Here is an 18,193-nt window from a genome sequence, read left to right on the forward strand (position 1 = left end):
CCAATGGAGGGCTGGCGAATGGGTAAAAAATTGAATCTGCTGATGTTCAGCGGAGAATATGACAAAGCGATGGCGGGGCTGATTCTGGCCAATGCGGCGAGGGATATCGAGGTTGAGGTAACGATGTTCTTCTCCTTCTGGGGGCTGTTCCTGGTCCGGGACCCGGACACTATGACGCTGGAAGACAAGAGTATCTACGAGAAGCTGATGGACGTGATTACGCCCAAGGGACCGGAGCAGCTGCCGCTCTCGCGGATGAACTTCAGCGGGCTCGGCAAGCTGATGCTGGAGGAGATGATGGAGGACCAGCATGCCCCGAAGCTGATTCATTTCCTGAAGGGCGCGCGCAAAAAAAACATCAAGTTCTACGCCTGCAAGCTGTCGGTGGAGATAATGGGCTTCAAGCCCGAGGAGCTGCTGCCGGAGGTGGAGATTATCGATGCTGCCGCTTATCTGAGAGACGCGCTGGAGAGCGATATTCAGCTCTTTATCTGAGAAGGCTTTTGAAGGGCATCTCATGGGCATTAACCTATTTCCCGCCAGGGGCATATACTGGGGCAGACCAAGACTTAAGCCATATGCCTGGAGGGATTGTCCGTGCTCAGTATCCAACGCCCCGCTGCAGCAGAGGTGCCGTCTTCACTGCAGGAGCATTTCGCGGCATTCCGTGAGCATACGATCGGCAGCCGCCATCTGATCTCCACCCCGTACGGGCGCCAGCCGCTGCTCTATGCCGACTGGACCGCCAGCGGCCGCCTGTATGAGCCGATTGAGCGCAAAATGCAGGAGACCTTCGGCCCTTATGTCAGCAATCCGCATACCGACTCTAACACCACCGGACTGACGATGACCCTGGCCTATCAGGAAGCGCGGCAGATCATCCGCCGGCATGTCAATGCCGGTCCCGCCGATGCGCTGCTCTTCTGCGGCAACGGCACCACCGGGGCAGTGAACAAGCTGCTGCGGATTATGGGCCTGAAGCTGCCGGAATGGCTGACGCCGGAAGCCGTCTGCCCGCCGGAGGAGCGGCCGGTCATCTTCGTGAGCCATATGGAGCATCACTCCAACCTCCTGCCCTGGCAGGAGGGCATCGGCGATGTGGTGACCGTTCCGTCCGGAGCGGGCGGACGGGTGGATCTGAAGCAGCTGGAGGAGCTGCTTCTGCGTTACCGGAGCCGCCGCTTCAAGATCGGCTCCTTCACTGCCTGCTCCAATGTCACCGGCATAGAGACCGCCTACCATCAGCTCGCGGCGCTGATGCACCGGCATGGCGGGGTCTGCTTCGTGGACTTCGCCGCCAGCGCTCCTTATGCAGAGATCAACATGCACCCGGCTTCCCCGCTGGAGAAGCTGGACGCAGTCTTCTTCTCCCCGCACAAATTCCTTGGCGGCCCCGGCACCGGCGGCGTGCTGCTGTTCGACACCGCCCTCTGCACCGGCCGCCTGCCGGATGAGCCCGGCGGAGGCACCGTGGTCTGGGTGAACCGCTGGGGCGGCCGCCGCTATATCGATGATATCGAGGTTCGTGAGGACGGCGGCACCCCCGGATTCCTCCAGGCCATCCGCACCGCGCTGTGCATCCGTCTGAAGGAGCAGATGAACGGCCCCGGCCAGTATATGGCCCTCCGGGAACAGGAGCTGTGCCGTAGGCTGCTCTCCGGGCTTGCCCAGATTCCCGGCTGCTCCGTGCTGGAGGGAGCCCAGTCCGAGCGCCATGGCATCATCTCCTTCACCATGAAGGAGCTTCATTACAATCTGGCGGTACGGCTGCTGAATGACCGCTTCGGCATTCAGGCCCGCGGAGGCTGCTCCTGCGCCGGACCCTACGGCCATCAGCTGCTCGGGCTCGGCCCTGAGCAATCCAAGGCGTTCATCCAGGCGATTCAAGCCGGAGACCAGTCGCTGAAGCCGGGCTGGGTCCGCCTGTCCCTGCACCCGATCATGACCGACCGTGAGGTGGAGCATATGCTCTGCGCCGTAAGGTCCATCGCGGCCCATCATGAAGAATGGGCAGGCGACTACAGCTACAATGCGGCTACGAACAGCTGGCTGCATGCCGCAGAACGGGGCGGGACACCAGAGGAGATCAGCAGACTATTCGTTCTGTAGCGGCTTGCTGCGCAGCTCCCGTTCCCGCGCCCGCCGGGCGAACCCGGCCTCAATCGCTTTGACCCCCCAGAGTGACAATCCGATGAACAGCACCACATAGATCAGCTCCCCCGGATGGCGGATGAACCGTTCCACATCGTTGCCGATATAAGATACGGCGAGCACCATAATCGCTTTGCCTGCGCACAAGGCAATCAGGAAGGAGCGCAGCTTCATTCCGGCCAGGCCGGCAGCCATATTAATCACTACAAACGGGCCCACCGGAAACAGGCTGAGCAGGAATACGTAGCTGAACCCGCTCTGGCGGACCCAGGTCATGGCCTTGGCCACCTTGGGCCGCTTCGCCCATTTATCCAGGTAGGGGTGGGTGGCAATCGCCCGGATAATCAGGAAGGTAACGGTACAGCCAGCCACGAGACCGATCCACGAATACAGGAACCCCAGCCATAATCCGTACACCGCTGCATTAAGACCGACAATCGCAATCGTCGGCAGCGGCGGCACAAAGGACTTCATGAAGGTCAGCCCCACACCCGGCAGCGGCCCGAGCGAACGGTACTGCTCCAGCAGCATCCGCAGCCGTTCCTCGGTCAGCCATGACATGATATCTATTGCATACATTTCTTCAGCGCTCCCTGTGACATACAGAATTCTTCGCTATTCCCCTAGAGATACAGCAAGTGAGCTTCAATTATACAATACTTTCAGCTTCTCTGAGACCCGGAGTAGATCCATAACGGGGGATATTCCGTGTCGATCCGCGGACGAACAGGCTGGACAAGCGTAAGCCGCCGGAGATATGATGAATTCAAAGGGTACCCGGACATTATGAATCCGGGCTGACTCCTGTATGAACGGAAATCTTGACTGAATCTACCGCCAGCCCGAAGTGAGGTCTTCATGAGAACATTTGATTACAGCCTGCTGGCTCAAAGAGTGCTGGCCCTGCTCTGCATCGGCCTGCTCACCGGAGCCGCTGTATTTCCGCTGCTCCGCAGCACTTCACCGGCCTGCTATACGCCCCGGTCCGGCTGGGCGGATCTGTCCGCCTGCACCTTCGATGACACTTCGGTTTATCCGCTGGGCGGAGAATGGGAGTTCTATTGGCAGCAGCACTTGGACCCGCAGAGCACCCGCCCGGCTCCAGAGACGCCGGCTTATATGCCTGTGCCCGGAGCATGGGCCCCCTGGAGCGAAGCCACCGGCTTCTCCCGCTACGGCTATGCGACCTACCGCCTGCTGGTCCAGCTTCCGCCCGAGGTACCGGTCTACTCCCTCAAGGTGACGAATATCCGCAATGCCAGCGAGGTGTTCGTGAACGGTGAGCGCCTGGGCGGAAGCGGAACGCCGGGCGAATCCCGGCAGGCTACGGAGCCGCGCAACCAGCCCTATACCGTAACCTTCAGCAGCAAGAACAACACTGCGGAGATTCTGATCCATGTCTCCGATTTCACCTATGCCGGCGGAGGTATTGCCGAACCCCTCCGCATCGGAACGCCCGCCGCCATCCAGGCGGTCAACGAGCGGAACAGCACCTACGATATCCTGCTGGTGGCGGGCTTTGCTTGTATCGGCTTCTATTTCTTCGGGCAGGGATTTCAGCGCAAGGAGGATAAGTCCTCACTTCATCTGGCAATCTATTGCTTCATGATCGTCCTCTATATGCTGACACACAGCGAGAAGCTGCTGTTCGATTATGCCCCATCCCTGCCGTATGAGTGGTTCAGCAAGCTGCAGTCCATATCCGGGATGGTCGGGTTCTACTGTATGTCCAGCTATACGTATTCCCTGTTTCCTGCACTCTATTCCCGGTTCTTCAAGCGGTTCTGCTTCGTCTATGCCCTGGCCTTCTGCGGTATTGTATTGCTGACATCCACGCTGGTCTACTCCAGAATCACCGGAATCCTGCTGGCAGTCAGCTTCATCTCTGTCTGTTACACCTTCTATATCATGGTGAAGGCCATCTACCTGCGCGAGACCGGCTCCTATTATCTGCTCATCGGGGTTGTTGCCGCCGTCATGTTCACCTGCTCCTTAACCAGCAATCTCTTCCTGGGCACAGAGCTCTATATTGTCCCGCCGCTGCCCGGACCGGTCTTTATTCTGGCCGAGGGGCTGTTCCTGTCCGCGCGTCATGCCCATGCGTATCAGACGATCAAGCAATTGTCCCTTCAACTGGAGCGTAAGGACAGGGATAAGGACGAATTCCTGCTCAAAACTTCGACCCAGCTGCGCACCCCGCTGAATGCCATTATCAATATCGCCCAGTCTATGCATGAGGGAGCAGGCGGTCAGCTCAGCCTGTCCCAGCGGGAGGATATGCGGCTGATTCTCGGGACCGGCAGGCGGCTGGCCTTCCTGGTCCGGGACATTCTGGATTATGAGCAGATCAAGCACCAGCGTATCACTCTGCATTGGGGGACGGTAGATGTTCAAGGGGTGGCCGCGATTGTCATTGAGGTCTTCCAGTTCCTTAACAAGAAGGGCAGCATCCGCATCAAGAACCACATTCCGCCGGGCGTCTATCTGGTCCAGGCGGACGAGCAGCGGCTGATGCAGATTCTCTACACGCTGCTGGATAATGCGCTGAAGTTCACGGACCGCGGCAGTGTGGTGATCGAGGCCGCCTGGCAGGAGGCCTTCGTGTCCGTTGCGGTGACTGATACGGGACGCGGCATTCCCGAAGATCAGTTCGAGAGCATCTTCCGCGATTATGAGCAGATCAGTGAGGCTGACTCGCTGGAGACCGGGGGACTTGGGCTGAGTCTTGCCATCAGCCGCAAGCTGGTAGAGCTGCACGGGGGCAGCATCTCTGTGTCATCCCGGGTAGGCTACGGCAGCACGTTCACCTTCACTCTCCCGGGGACGCAAGCGGAAGCCGCCTGTGCCCGGGAAGCCGGGGAACCGCCGCTCCTCCAGCCGGACCGGCCGGTCCAGCCGCCGCCGGAGATGCTGGACGACAGCTGGAGGTATCGTTCAGCCGACCCTCCGCAATCGGCTGATCCGGCAGCGCCCCATGCTCCGCGTATTCTGATTGTCGATGACGATTATGCCAATCTGAAGGCGCTGACCAATCTGCTGTCGCTGGAGCAGTACAGCATCTCCACCCGCAGCAGCGGCAGGGAAGCGCTCGCCCTGCTCGCCGCTGACCGCAGCTTCGATCTCTGTATTATCGATGTTATGATGCCGGAAATGTCAGGCCTTGAGCTGTGCAGGCTCATCCGCCAGACCTACACCCCTCTGGATCTGCCGGTCCTGATGGCTACTGCGGGACAGCAGCTTCATTTCAATGAGGCAGCCTTCCGCGCCGGTGCGAATGACTTCATCCATAAGCCGTATGCCTGGAGCGATCTCAAGGGACGCGTCAATACACTGGTCCAGCTCAGACGGTCAGTCTCCGAGCGGCTCAGCTCCGAGATCGCCATGCTGCGCGCGCAGATCAAGCCCCATTTTCTCTACAATGCGATCAACACCATCATCTGGATGAGCACCCGCGATACCGAGAAGACCCAGCAGCTCCTCTATGATCTGAGCCACTTCCTGCGCGGGAGCTTCGACTTCAGCAACCAGGAGACCGCCATTCCGTTCGAGAAAGAGCTGGAGCTGATCGAAGCCTATCTGTCGCTGGAGCAGGCCCGGTTCGGCAAGCGGCTGAAGGCACGGTATCACATCGGGGTCAGCGAATTCCCGCTGCCGCCGCTGATTGTACAGCCGATTGTAGAGAATGCCGTCCGCCACGGACTGATGGAGAAGATCGGTGGAGGAACAGTTATCATCTCCACCCGGCAAGAAGGCAATGACATCCTGATTACCGTCTCCGATAACGGGAAGGGAATGAGCGATGAACAATTATCCTCCTGGATGATGGAGGGATACCGTTCTCCGCATGGGGGAGGTACCGGCATCGGCCTGCGCAATATTAACCGGCGGCTGCTGACCCAGTTCGGCCGTCCGCTGGTGATCACCCGCGGAGCCGACGGAGGCATAGATGTAACTATAACAATCCCAATGGAAAATCCCAAGTGGAAGGATGAGTTCTCCTGAGTATCTCAGTCATGGTCATTGATGACGAACAGCCGGCACTGGAGCAGATGCAGGAGCTGCTGCTCCAGTGTGAGGGTATCTCCTCTGTTCTGACTTACGATAATCCGTATGAGGCCTTCACCGCCGCCGCCGAGCTGAAGCCGGATATTCTGTTCCTGGACATTCAGATGCCGGAGCTGTCCGGGCTCGCTTTTGCCGAGAAGCTGCTGCCGTTGTCGCCGGATACCGACATTGTATTTGTCACCGCCTACCGGAATTATGCCGTCGAGGCCTTCGACCTGTCGGCGATGGATTATCTGCTGAAGCCCGTGGACCCCTCGCGTCTGCTGAAGACCTGGAACAAGCTGCTCAGCAAACGTAAGACCTCCGTAACCGCCGGAACTGGGGATGAACAGATGGCCTTCCGTCTCCTCGGGAATGATGAGCTGACCAGCCCGCAGGGCACCGTGAAATGGAGAACCCACAAGGCGCAGGAGCTATTCGCTTATCTGTGGATTCACCGGCAGGGCAGCGTCAGCCTGATTCTGAACGATGTGTTCCCCCAGTGGAATTATGAGAAGGGCAAGCAGTATCTGCACACCACCGTCTATCAGATCCGCAAAACCCTGAAGAAGGCGGGGCTCGAGGACAGCATCGAGCTGAGCTTCAACAGGGAGAACTACCGGCTGGAATCGCGCGGTATTGAGGGTGACACCGAGCAGTTCTACGATGCTGCCACACTCGCTCTGCAGAGTAACCAGTTCGAAGACATGCGCAGGGCGGCGGCCCTGTATACAGGCGATCTGCTGCAATCGCTGGACAGCCTGTGGGTATATGCCGCGCGTGATAAATACCGCCGCTTGTATCTTAAGCTGCTGGAGCAGCTTACCCTGGAGCTGGTCCAGACTGGCAGACCGTACGAGGCCGAGGATTATGCGGTGCGCCTGACCGAGCTGGAACCGCTGGAGGAGAGCTATACTCTGCGGCTGATCTCCATCTATTACGAAATCGGCAAGCCGCTGCGTGCCCATCGCAGTTACACCCAGTTCCGTAATTCATATATTGCGGAGACGGGCGATGAATTGCCGGATTGGTTCACCGAGGAGTATGAGCGGCTGGGCAGGTAGGGGCGTACGGTCCGGCTGCCGGGCCGTACAGAGTGTGAGTTTTCGATATTTTATGGCAATGTTCGACTTTTATCAGCGTTTTATCAGTGTTTTATCAGTGACAATTGTTACCATTGCTCATATAGACTAGCATTTGTGCACAAGAATGCAATCAATTAGGGCAATGGGGGATGTAACATGAATAGAAGGTTCCGCTTCAAACAAGCTGTCAGACGCATCAAGGTTCTTCCGCTGATGTTATCCATGATCCGCGAAGTAACCGTGGATACTACCTCTCCGGCAATGCGTGTTGAGGTCACCACCGACAAAGAGACCTATTCGCCAGGCGAAGAGGTCACTGTTCAGGTACATCTGAGAGATTTTGCTCCAGGCGACAACGGCTACAGCTACTTCAACTTTATTGTTCAATACGACAGTGAGGTGTTCAGCAACCTCGAATACACGCAGCACTCCGTATATACCGAAGGCAACTATACGGCAGGAGAGGAAGTTAGTAACCGGCAGGCATTCCATTTCCAGAACCCTGTGGACGGCAGCATCTATCTCGGAATGAACACCAGTATACGCGGTATTGATATCCAGGTCGAAGCAGACGGCGGGCAGCAGTCCATTCCGGCCGTGAACCAGACCCTGGCCACCTTCAAGCTGCGGATCAAAGAACACACCCTGGCTTCCTCCTCATTGATCAGTCTGGCCAATGAATTCACCCGAATCCGTACCTCCGAGGCAGGCAGCAGCTTCTACCTCTATTCCCCCGATGTGACGGTCAGCGCTCCGGCTCGGGTGGATATTGTCCCATCCCCTTCCGTCTCGGTCTTCTCCGAACGTCCATTAGGCAAACGTCTGGTATAGAAGATATTCTGCGGACCAGATCCACTCCACCTACTTACTCTAACAGATTGGCAGCTGGCGATACTTCCTGTACTATGGCTGTATACATACTCAGGGAAGCAGGTGGAGATAATGCTGCATTCAGACCTTATCAATTTACGGCCCACGACACTGGAGGATCTCGACTTTGTCCTGTCTGCCGAAGGGCACGAGCTAAACCGCAGGTTCGTTGGACAGTGGAGCAGGGAGCAGCACGCAGCAGCCTTGACGGACAAAGATATCATACATCTCATTGTCGAGGGTCCAGCGGGGGGAAGCGAGGGTTACGTAATCCTTACCGGAATTCAGGACCCGGATCTCACAATTAACATCAGACGGCTTGTCATTCAGACCAAGGGCCGCGGCTATGGAACCTTAACACTGAAGCTGCTGATCCATTGGGCATTCGCTCATACAGATACTCACCGGCTATGGCTGGATGTTAAAGATCATAATGTAAGAGCACAACGGCTCTATGCCAATACCGGCTTCAAGCTGGAAGGCACACTGCGCGAATGTCTACGGACTGAAGAGGGATTTGAGTCCATCCAGATCATGTCGATCCTCCGCCATGAATACATACGAATGAACTCTTCGCCAACCTGCTAGTCAGAGGGCAACCATGGGAGTGCGCGCCGCTCCCCGGTCCCAATGTGATCGGTTTTTCTTATTACATCGGGACCAGTTACCTGCCTGCCGGCCATTCGTAAGCGCACTTATCCACGGGTAGACGTAACTCACAACTCCCTGCACACACAAAAAGACCAAGCCCACGTCAGCGACGTTCGTAGCTTGATCTCCATTATTCCGGTTTACGTTTATGCGTGGGCTTCAAGCGCCTTCACCGATCCGGTTCCGCCATGAAGCACTGCCGTCACATGCTTGCGCGCATCGGCGGTGAGCAGCAGCAGCTCCACCGGCGCTCCGGACGGCTGCTCCCTGCGGATGAACTTGACCCTGGCGCCGTCCAGGTCTTCCATAATGCCCGCAACCGTATAGCCCTGACCGAGCAGACTGTCGATCTGCCGGCGCTCCTCCTCGAACTCTGCGAATGCTGACATCTCAGACCACTCCCCCGCTGATCTCTGCCGCAGCCGGGGCCGTCTGAGCGGCCCCGAAGCGCTTGCGGTGCAGGTACTTGCCCTTACCTGCGGCTCCGACGAATACCTTGTCACGGATCACGAATTCGCCCCGGCTGAGTACCGAGACCGGCTCGCCCTTCACCTTCATCCCTTCAAATGCGTTATAGTCCACATTCATATGATGGGTCTCCGCAGACAGAATCCGCTCTGCTGCCGGGTCGAAGATCACGATATCTGCGTCACTGCCGACCGCGATGGTCCCCTTCTGCGGGAACAGGCCGAACAGTCTGGCGCTTGAAGTGGAGATGATATCCACGAACCGGTTCAGGGTAATCCGCCCCTTCTCCACGCCCTCGGAGTAGAGCAGGCTGAACCGGTCTTCGATCGTCGGCCCGCCGTTCGGAATCTTCGAGAAGTCGCCCCGCCCCAGCTCCTTCTGCCCCTTGAAGTTGAACGAGCACTGGTCGGAGCCGATCGTCTGCAGCGTGCCGCTCCAGAGCGCATCCCACAGCACCTCCTGGTTCCACACCTCGCGCAGCGGAGGCGACCACACATACTTGGCCCCTTCGAAATCCGGCTGCGCAAGCGCCGTCACATCCAGCGCCAGATACTGCGGGCAGGTCTCGCCGTAGACGCGCAGCCCCTTTTTGCGGGCTTCGGCAATTTTCCACACGGCCTCGGCACAGGTGACATGCACAACATAGAGCTGCGAATCCGCCATCCCGGTCAAATACGCCGCCCGGCCCGTCGCTTCGCCTTCCAGCTCAGGAGGACGGGTCAGAGCATGATACACCGGATCGGTATTTCCTGCGGCAAGCGCCTGGTCTACCAGATACTCAATCACATCGCCGTTCTCAGCGTGTACCATCACCAGCGCCCCTTCGCGCTTCGCTGCCAGCAGCGTCTTGTAGAGTACGCCGTCGTCGGCCTGGAATGTATTTTTGTAGGCCATGAATACCTTCAGCGAGGTAATGCCCTCCTGCTCGATAATCTGCGGCAGCTCGCCCAGCACCTGGTCGTTCAGCTCTGAGACCATCAGATGGAAGCTGTAGTCAATGACGGCTTTATCCTGCGATTTGTTATGCCAGGTATCTACGGCCTGCTGAAGCGGCTGGCCCTTCTGGGTCAGGCAGAAGTCGATCACGGTGGTCGTCCCGCCATAGGCAGCGGCGATGGTGCCGGTCTCGAAGTCATCGGCAGTCACTGTGCCGCCGAAGGGCATATCCAGGTGGGTATGAGGATCAATCCCGCCAGGGAACACATAGCAGCCGGAAGCATCGATCACCTCCGCCCCTGCCGCATCCAGGTCAAGACCAATACCCGTAATGATTCCATCCTCAATCAGGACCTCTCCGCTGTACGTATCCGCTGCCGTAACGATAATCCCGTTCTTGATCAGCTTCTTCATCTTAACCCACCTCCACTTCGGAATAGGAGCTGCCCAGTCCGCTAATGATCTGATTGCGCTGATTCCAGCTCATCGGGGCTGCCCCCGTGTCCACAGCAATCATATCGATGGCGCCGTCTGCCGGGCAGACAATGGAACACAGGTTACAGCCTACACAATCCTCTTCACGCACCTGCAAAATGGCCTTGCCCGCAGCATCCGTCAGCATATCGATGCATTGATGCGAGGCATCCTCACAGGCAATATGGCATTTGTTGCAGTTAATGCAGTGCTCCTCGTTGATCCGCGCAACCACTTTGTAATTCAGGTCAAGGTCGCCCCAGTTGGAATATCTGGGTACAGACTTGCCAATCAGCTCCATAACGGAGGACAGGCCTTTGTCATCCAGGTAATTGTTCAAGCCGTCGATCATCTCTTCAACAATCCGGAAGCCGTGGTGCATCACCGCCGTGCAGACCTGAATTCCGGTCGAGCCCATCAGCATGAACTCCACAACATCCTGCCAGGTGGAAATACCGCCAATGCCGGAGATCGGTACGCCGACCTCACGGTCGCGGGCACATTCCGCCACCATGCTGAGGGCAATCGGCTTGACTGCCGGACCGCAATAGCCTCCGTGCGCCCCTTGTCCGCCGACATGCGGAATCGTGTTCCAGCTATGGATGTCCACCCCGGCCAGACTGTTGATCGTATTGATCAGGCTGATCGCATCGGCGCCGCCCTTGACCGCATGGCGGGCAACGACCGTGATGTCGGTGATGTTCGGGGTCAGCTTCACGATGACCGGCGTCTGTGCCACCTCCTTGACCCACGCCGTCTGCGCCTGCACCAGATCCGGCTGCTGGCCGGAAGCCGCGCCCATCCCCCGCTCCGCCATGCCATGCGGACAGCCGAAGTTCAGCTCCAGCCCGTCCACGCCGACTGCCTCGACACGCTTGACGATCTCATGCCATTTCTCCCGCTTCGGCTCTACCATCAGGGAGGCAATGATTGTCCGGTCCGGGAACCTTTTCTTCGTCTCGGCGATTTCCTTCAGATTGACCTCCAGCGGCCGGTCAGTGATCAGCTCAATATTATTGAAGCCTGCCACCCGCTGCCCGCCAAAATGAACAGCGGCGAACCGGGAGGAGGTGTTGATCACCGGCTCGCCGAGCGTCTTCCACACCGCGCCTCCCCAGCCCGCCTCGAAGGCGCGCTGCACCTGATAGCCTGTATTCGTAGGCGGCGCCGAGGCCAGCCAGAACGGATTCGGTGACTGAATGCCTGCAAAATCAATACGGAGATCTGCCATTTCGATTCCCTCCCTCTCCTAAGAAGCTAAATAGAAGCCCAGGTTATACAGCCGAACCGGCTGCACGATCCAGACGCCCGGACAACTGCTCGCAAATTGCATAGGCGGCTGCCTTGCCCTGCTGTGCGGCGGAGACGACCATCGCCTCCCCTGCGCCTGTGCCGAACACCATATCCCCGGCGGCAAAAATCTGCGGATCAGAGGTCCGGCCAGTCTTCGCATCAATCTCCACCACACCCCGGCGGTGCGCCAGCCCCAGTGCCTCAATCAGGTCCAGCCGCCGCTGCTGGCCGATGGCTATTACCACCGCATCCACCGGAAGCAGGAATTCCGAGCCCTCCACCGGTACCGGAGCCTGGCGTCCATCCGGCCCCGCTTCGCCGGTCAGCCTCATCTGTACGCATTCCAGGGCGGTGACCTTGCCCTGCTCATCGCCGATGATCCGCTTCGGCAGGGTCAGCCAGCTGAATTCTACGCCCTCCTGCTTGGCGAATTCATATTCGAAATCATACGCCGTCATCTCCGCCCGGGTCCGGCGGTAGACCATCTTCACATTCGCTGCGCCCAGCCGCACCGAGCAGGTAGCAGCATCGATGGCCGTGTTGCCCGCCCCGATGACCGCCACCCGCCGGCCAGCCAGCTCAGGCGCTGTCATGCCCGGCTTAGTGGACCCGACCAGCTCGATCGCATCGTAGACACCGGACAAGCCTTCGCCCTCGATGCCCAGCGGCGGAACCTTGCCCATCCCCGCAGCCAGCACAATAGCATCATATTCCGCCTTAAGCCCGGCAATGGAAATATCCGCGCCTACCTTCACACCCGTGCGGATCTCTACACCCAGCTTCTCCACCTGCTCCACCTCCCAGAGAGAGATATCCTGCGGCAGCCGGAACGAGACAATGCCGTGGGTATTCAGCCCGCCGGCCAACGGCTTCGCTTCATAGATGACTACCTTGAAGCCTTCACGCGCAAGCTCCCGTGCCGCAGACAGGCCAGCGGGCCCGCCCCCGATCACAGCGACCTTCAGCCCGTTAGGCTCTCCCGCCTGGAACAGCTGAATGCCGCTGCGGAGCGCCCAGTCGGTAGCATACCGCTGCAGCAGACCGATCTGAATCGGCGCGGAAGCGTCATTCAGGACACATGCTCCTTCGCACAGCTCCTCCGTCGGGCAGACCCGGGCGCAGCTAGCGCCTACAGGATTGGAATCCATAATGGTCTGTGCCGAGCCCCGCAGATTGTCGGTAGCAATCCGCTTGATAAAGGACGGGATATTAATGCCGGTCGGGCAGGCCTTAATACAGGGCGCATCATAGCAATACAGGCAGCGGTTGGACTCCTCGATAGCCCCCTTACGGGTGAGTCCTTGCTCCACTTCGGCGAAATTTCGCAGGATCAGATCCGGTGTATCTGCCGTTAACGGTGAGGTCAGCTCCATGGATTACCCTCCTTCTGGATGAGCAGCTTCCGCTCTCAAGTAGAATCACGTCATATAATATAACATTATTATTGAAATTCCCTGAATATTTCACTTACTTCTAACCATTATTGTAGTAAAATAGACACCACCACTACTGAAAGCTCTAATCACACTCCATAATAAGTTAGTTTTCCTGACATATCTTATTCAACACTATAGTCATTTCGTTTCCGGGTTACATTAGACAGATTGTCTAATTTCAAAAGTCTATTTTTTACCCGGTGCGCCAGGAGCGGCCGGGACTGACTGTAAATGGGGGAGGAAGCTTATGGACTGGGAGCTAGTATTAACGATCCGTGATGCGCTGAAACGGCCGCTTTTCGCAGAGGCCGAGCTGATCGGGGGCCGGAGCGGCCTGAACCGGGCGGTCCGCTGGGTACATGTGCTGGAGAGTCCGAGCCTGGAGAGTCTGATTCACGGGGAAGAGATGATTCTGACCACCGGCATGGGCGCAAGCCGGGATACAGCCGCCGCCTGTTCCTTCATGCAGAATCTGATCGACCGGAACGCCGCCTGCCTGTGTATTGAGCTGGGGACCTATTTCAGCGAGATTCCGCAGGAGATGATCGCTCTGGCTAACCTGCACGATTTTCCGCTGATTCAGTTCACCCGCACTGTGCGCTTTGTCGATATCACTCTCGATCTGCATTCCCTGATTATCAACCGCCATCACCGGATGCTGCAGGAGCTGGAGAGCATCTCCCGTGAATTCCACCGGCTGACCCTGACCTCGCAGGGAACCCTTAAGGTGCTGCAATTGTTATGCAAAAGCACCCGCACCCAGATCGTCTATGTGCAGCCCCAGAGCAAACCGCTCTTCTTCCCGGCCTTGCCGCCCGGAGAACAGCAGCCGCTGCTGGATGCCTTCGCAGCCTTCCGCGAAGAGATGGACGGAGTGCAGCCGGAGGCCGCCCCCCAGCTCCGCGAATACGGCCATAAGACCCTTGCGGTGAAGCCGGTGGGCGCGCTGGACCAGACCTGGGCGTATATCCTGATGGTCTGCCCGCACAAGCCGCAGGAATTCGACTGCCTGCTGCTGGATTCCGCCTCCCTGTCGATCGCGCAGGAGCTGCTGCGGACACGGTATATGGAGGAGCGGAAGCTTTTCTCGGAGAATCTGTGGGTGGAGGAGCTGGTCGGGGGACGCAGCCAGGATGACAACCGGCTCAAGGGGCTGGTCGGCCCTGACTTCAATCTGGTGAATGAGCTGCCCTACCGTGTCTGCCTGATTGAGATCGAGAATCCGCCTGAAGTGAAGTGGAACAGCCCGGAGAACGACTGGGAATCGATGACCTTCCACCTCTCGCTCCTGCTGCGTTCGATCTTCGAGAAGCACTCGCTCCGCCCGCTGATTACGCTGAAGAACAACCGCCTGACCGTCATTGCACTGGACATCCAGTCGCGGGTGCCCGGCAAGCTGCGCCTGCAGCAGGCGCTGGACGCCCTGCAGCATATCCGCGCCGACGAGAAGCTGAAGGACCTGCAGCTCGTCACCGGCGTCAGCAAGTCCCACCGGGGGCTGAAGCACGCCCATGCCGGATACCAGGAAGCGGTTCAGGCGCTGTCGCTCTACTCTTGTTACCAGAAGCCGATTCTCATGTATGAGGAGCTGGGTGTCTTCCAGCTGCTGCTGAGCCTGAATGACGGCCGGACGCTGGAGAGCTTCATCCGCAGCTATCTCGGCCCGCTGATTGACCACGACCAGGCGAAGGGCAGCGAGCTGCTGCTGACGCTGCGCGTGTATCTCGACCATGACGGCTCCAAGCAGATTGCCGCGCGCAGCCTGTTCATCGTGCGGCAATCGCTATACTACCGGCTGGACAAAATCACCGAGCTGCTGGGCGAGGACTTCATGCTCCCGGAGAACCGGATCTCCATCCAGGTCGCCCTGCGGGCCTACCAGCTGCTCTACCCGGAGAAGCTCACTCTGCCCAGCGCCCGTTCAGCACAGCTGTAAGGGTATCAATGATGAACTGGATATCCTCATCGGTGGAGGATAAAGGCGGAGCGAGGGTGAGCACATTATTGTAGCCTGCCACCGTGTCCCCGTTCTTGCCGATAATCAGCCCCTTGGCCTTGCAGTCGGCAATAATGCCCTTGACGGTGCTAAGCGGGGCAGGCTCGCGGGTGGCCTGGTCCGCCACCAGCTCGATACCCAGCACCAGCCCGAAGCTGCGGATATCGCCTACCAGCTTGTGGCTGAGGAGCCGGGCGAAGGCATCCGCCAGCCGCTTGCCCAGCACAGCGGCGCGTTCAATCAGCTTCTCCTGCTCCAGAATCTCCAGGTTGCGGAGGGCGAGCGCACAGGCGGCCGGGTTCCCGCCGAAGGTATTCACATGGCGGAAATGCCCGTAATCATCGCTGTTATCCTTGAAGGCTTCGTAGATCTCCCTCCGCACGGCAGTGGCCGACAGGGGCAGATAGGCGCTGGTCAGCCCCTTGGCCATCGTTACAATATCGGGCTTGCTTCCGTAATTGTGGTGTCCGAACCGGCGGCCGGACCGCCCGAAGCCGCAGATCACCTCATCGATGATCAGCAGTACGCCGTGGGTACGGCAGATTTCCTGGACCCGGTCCATATAGACCTGATGCGGCACAATCACGCCGCCGCCGGTAATTACCGGCTCCATGATCACCGCCGCCACCGATTCAGCTCCCTCCCAGATAATCGTATCCTCAATCGCTTGCGCGCACTGGAGGTTGAAGGCCTCCTCCGTCATCCCGTCCGGGCGGCGGTAGCTGTCGGGCGGCGCCACATGCAGGAACCCGCTACCCAACGGCTCGTACCGGTATTTGCGCTGCGGCTGTCCGGTCGCGGATAGCGCGCCCAGCGAGCTGCCATGATATCCCCGGTAGCGGGCAATGAATTTATGGCGGTCCGGCTGACCGGTCTGGCGGTGGTATTGGCGGGCGATTTTGAAGGCAGCTTCATTAGCCTCGGAGCCGCTGTTGGAGAAGAAGATCACATAATCGCCCTCCAGCCATTCGTTCAGCTTCGCAGCCAGGGCGATAGCGGGCATATGACTCTGGGTCAGCGGGAAATAAGGCAGGGTCAGGAGCTGCTGATACGCCGCCTCTGCCAGCTCCTTGCGCCCGTAGCCGACATTCACGCACCACAGGCCGGACATCCCGTCCAGATACCGCTTACCGTCCAGATCCGTCACCCATGAACCGCTCGCTGCGGCGGCAATCATCGGCGGATTCTTCTCGCTATACGGGGTCATGTTATGCCACAAATATTGCTGGTCCTGCTGAAGCGCCAGCTCGCTGTCTTGGCCCAGGCTCTGCACTGCCCTCACTCCTCTCGGCACTCGCCGCAGATTTAGTAACGCGCGGTAATCATTTTCTTGCGGGTATAGAACTCCACGCCGTCGCGGCCGTTCGCATGAAGATCGCCGTAGAACGACTTCTTGTAGCCCGAGAAGGGGAAGAACGCCATCGGGGCTGGCACGCCCAGATTCACCCCCAGCATCCCGGCATCGATCTCCTCGCGGAACTGGCGGATGGCACTGGCACTGTCGGTATAGATACAGGCTCCATTGGCAAAAGAGGACCGGTTCGTCACCGCGATCGCCTCCCCCAGATCCTTCACCCGCACCACTGACAGCAGCGGCGCAAAGATCTCTTCACGCCAGATCGCCATCCCTGTGTGCACATGGTCGAAGATCGTAGGCCCGAGGAAAAATCCTCCGCCCGCCGCCGCAGCGGCCTTCCGGCCGTCCAGCACCAGCTCCGCCTGCTCGGCCAGCCCCGACTCAATGTAGGCAATCGTCCGGTCTTTGTTCCCCTGCCGGATGACCGGTCCCAGGAAGACACCGTCTTCCATCCCGTCTCCGATCCTCAGCCCGCTGGCGGCTGCGGCCAGCCGGCCCACCAGCTCATCGGCCACCGCCTCATGCACCACCACGACGGCGCAGGCCATGCAGCGCTCCCCGGCGGAGCCGAAGGCGGCGGAGATAATGTTCTTCACCGCATTGTCCAGATCGGCATCCGGCAGCACAATTGAGTGGTTCTTCGCTCCGGCCAGCGCCTGGACCCGCTTGCCGTGCGCCGTTCCCTGCTTATATACATATTCCGCCACCGGCTGCGAGCCGACGAAGGAGACTGCCTTCACCGCTTCATGGGCCAGCAGGCCGTCCACCACCTCATGCGCCCCGTGCACGATATTCAGCACCCCCGGCGGGAAGCCCGCCTCCGCGAACAGCCCGGCCAGCCGATTCGCCAGCAGCGGCGTCCGCTCGGAGGGCTTCAGCACGAAGGTGTTGCCGCAGGCAATGGCCAGCGGGAACATCCAGCAGGGCACCATCATCGGGAAGTTGAACGGGGCGATGCCGCCTACCACTCCCAACGGATAGCGGTACATGCCGGACTCAACGCCTGTGGCGATATCCGGCAATTGGCTGCCCATCATCAGCGTAGGGATACCGGCGGCGAATTCTACGCATTCGATGCCGCGCTGCACCTCGCCCAGCGACTCCTCCAGGCTCTTGCCGTTCTCCAGTGTGATCAGCTCCGCAAGCTCTCTCCAGTGCTGCACCAGCAGCTGCTGGTACTGGAAGAAGTAGCGGGCCCGGCGGGGCACGGCCACTTTGGACCATAAGGGATAAGCCCCGGCAGCTGCCTCCACTGCTGCCTCCAGCTCCTCCCGGCTGGAGATCGGTACATAAGCAATCACTTCGCCTGTCGCCGGATTGAGTACCTCCTCCTGCTGTCCAGAGCCGGACTCCATCCAGGCTCCGTTCACATAATTCTTAACTTGCACAGCCTGCCCTGCGAGCAGTGACATCGCCTGCACCCCTTCCCCTG

The 18,193-nt window shown here is 59.0% G+C and carries 14 protein-coding genes; 7 read left to right on the top strand and 7 right to left on the bottom strand.

The features are described 5' to 3' along the window. The first annotated feature begins 18 nt into the window (after positions 1 to 18). A complete protein-coding gene (locus K1558_RS09520) occupies positions 19 to 495 on the top strand; it encodes a DsrE/DsrF/DrsH-like family protein (protein WP_238651299.1) in 477 nt (158 codons plus the stop codon). 96 nt (positions 496 to 591) lie between these two features. Then, complete coding sequence (locus K1558_RS09525) at positions 592 to 2,109, top strand: aminotransferase class V-fold PLP-dependent enzyme (RefSeq protein WP_420800422.1); 1,518 nt, start codon at positions 592 to 594, stop codon at positions 2,107 to 2,109. On the opposite strand, the gene K1558_RS09530 is transcribed toward K1558_RS09525, so the two are convergent. Continuing rightward, positions 2,095 to 2,730 (bottom strand): TVP38/TMEM64 family protein, encoded by a 636-nt coding sequence (locus K1558_RS09530; RefSeq protein ID WP_238651302.1) that lies wholly within the window; start codon positions 2,728 to 2,730, stop codon positions 2,095 to 2,097. The two genes, K1558_RS09525 and K1558_RS09530, sit on opposite strands and share 15 nt — an antisense overlap. A 279-nt stretch (positions 2,731 to 3,009) precedes the next feature. Here K1558_RS09530 and K1558_RS09535 point away from each other — a divergent pair, with 279 nt between their 5' ends. From K1558_RS09535 to K1558_RS09550, 4 genes are all read left to right on the top strand, one after another. After that, complete coding sequence (locus tag K1558_RS09535) at positions 3,010 to 6,153, top strand: ATP-binding protein (protein ID WP_238651304.1); 3,144 nt, start codon at positions 3,010 to 3,012, stop codon at positions 6,151 to 6,153. An 11-nt stretch (positions 6,154 to 6,164) separates the two neighbouring features. Further along, positions 6,165 to 7,259 carry a response regulator gene (locus K1558_RS09540; RefSeq protein ID WP_238651305.1) on the top strand — a complete coding sequence of 365 codons (1,095 nt, stop codon included), beginning with the start codon at positions 6,165 to 6,167 and terminating at the stop codon, positions 7,257 to 7,259. A 177-nt stretch (positions 7,260 to 7,436) separates the two neighbouring features. Continuing rightward, the gene (locus tag K1558_RS09545; RefSeq protein ID WP_238651306.1) at positions 7,437 to 8,111 is read left to right on the top strand and encodes a hypothetical protein; all 675 of its coding nucleotides are present in this window, start codon (positions 7,437 to 7,439) and stop codon (positions 8,109 to 8,111) included. 111 nt (positions 8,112 to 8,222) lie between these two features. Next, entirely contained in the window at positions 8,223 to 8,738 is a 516-nt protein-coding gene (locus tag K1558_RS09550; protein ID WP_238651307.1) for a GNAT family N-acetyltransferase, read from the top strand. A gap of 209 nt (positions 8,739 to 8,947) precedes the next feature. Here the strand turns inward: K1558_RS09550 and K1558_RS09555 are convergent, their stop codons facing one another. The 4 genes from K1558_RS09555 to K1558_RS09570 are packed head-to-tail and all read right to left on the bottom strand — an operon-like array spanning position 8,948 to position 13,345. Further along, a complete protein-coding gene (locus tag K1558_RS09555; RefSeq protein ID WP_238651308.1) occupies positions 8,948 to 9,190 on the bottom strand; it encodes a hypothetical protein in 243 nt (80 codons plus the stop codon). Position 9,191: 1 nt separating this feature from the next. Beyond that, on the bottom strand, positions 9,192 to 10,619 hold the full coding sequence (hydA, locus tag K1558_RS09560; RefSeq protein WP_238651310.1) for a dihydropyrimidinase: 1,428 nt from the start codon (positions 10,617 to 10,619) through the stop codon (positions 9,192 to 9,194). 1 nt (position 10,620) lies between these two features. Further along, entirely contained in the window at positions 10,621 to 11,910 is a 1,290-nt protein-coding gene (preA, locus tag K1558_RS09565) for an NAD-dependent dihydropyrimidine dehydrogenase subunit PreA (protein WP_238651311.1), read from the bottom strand. Positions 11,911 to 11,953: 43 nt separating this feature from the next. Next, on the bottom strand, positions 11,954 to 13,345 hold the full coding sequence (locus K1558_RS09570; RefSeq protein ID WP_238651313.1) for an NAD(P)-dependent oxidoreductase: 1,392 nt from the start codon (positions 13,343 to 13,345) through the stop codon (positions 11,954 to 11,956). Between the two features lie 310 nt (positions 13,346 to 13,655). Between K1558_RS09570 and K1558_RS09575 the strand changes: the two genes are divergently transcribed. Continuing rightward, positions 13,656 to 15,344: a PucR family transcriptional regulator gene (locus K1558_RS09575; protein WP_238651316.1), complete on the top strand. Its 1,689-nt coding sequence runs from the start codon at positions 13,656 to 13,658 to the stop codon at positions 15,342 to 15,344. On the opposite strand, the gene K1558_RS09580 is transcribed toward K1558_RS09575, so the two are convergent. Beyond that, the gene (locus tag K1558_RS09580) at positions 15,310 to 16,677 is read right to left on the bottom strand and encodes an aspartate aminotransferase family protein (RefSeq protein WP_338019677.1); all 1,368 of its coding nucleotides are present in this window, start codon (positions 16,675 to 16,677) and stop codon (positions 15,310 to 15,312) included. The genes K1558_RS09575 and K1558_RS09580 overlap by 35 nt on opposite strands. Before the next feature lie 32 nt (positions 16,678 to 16,709). Beyond that, positions 16,710 to 18,173, bottom strand: coding sequence for a CoA-acylating methylmalonate-semialdehyde dehydrogenase (locus K1558_RS09585; RefSeq protein ID WP_238651318.1), 1,464 nt, complete (start codon positions 18,171 to 18,173; stop codon positions 16,710 to 16,712). Positions 18,174 to 18,193: the final 20 nt, after the last annotated feature.

It is taken from the genome of Paenibacillus piscarius (genome assembly GCF_022234545.1).
In the GTDB taxonomy this organism is placed as follows: domain Bacteria; phylum Bacillota; class Bacilli; order Paenibacillales; family Paenibacillaceae; genus Paenibacillus_AQ; species Paenibacillus_AQ piscarius.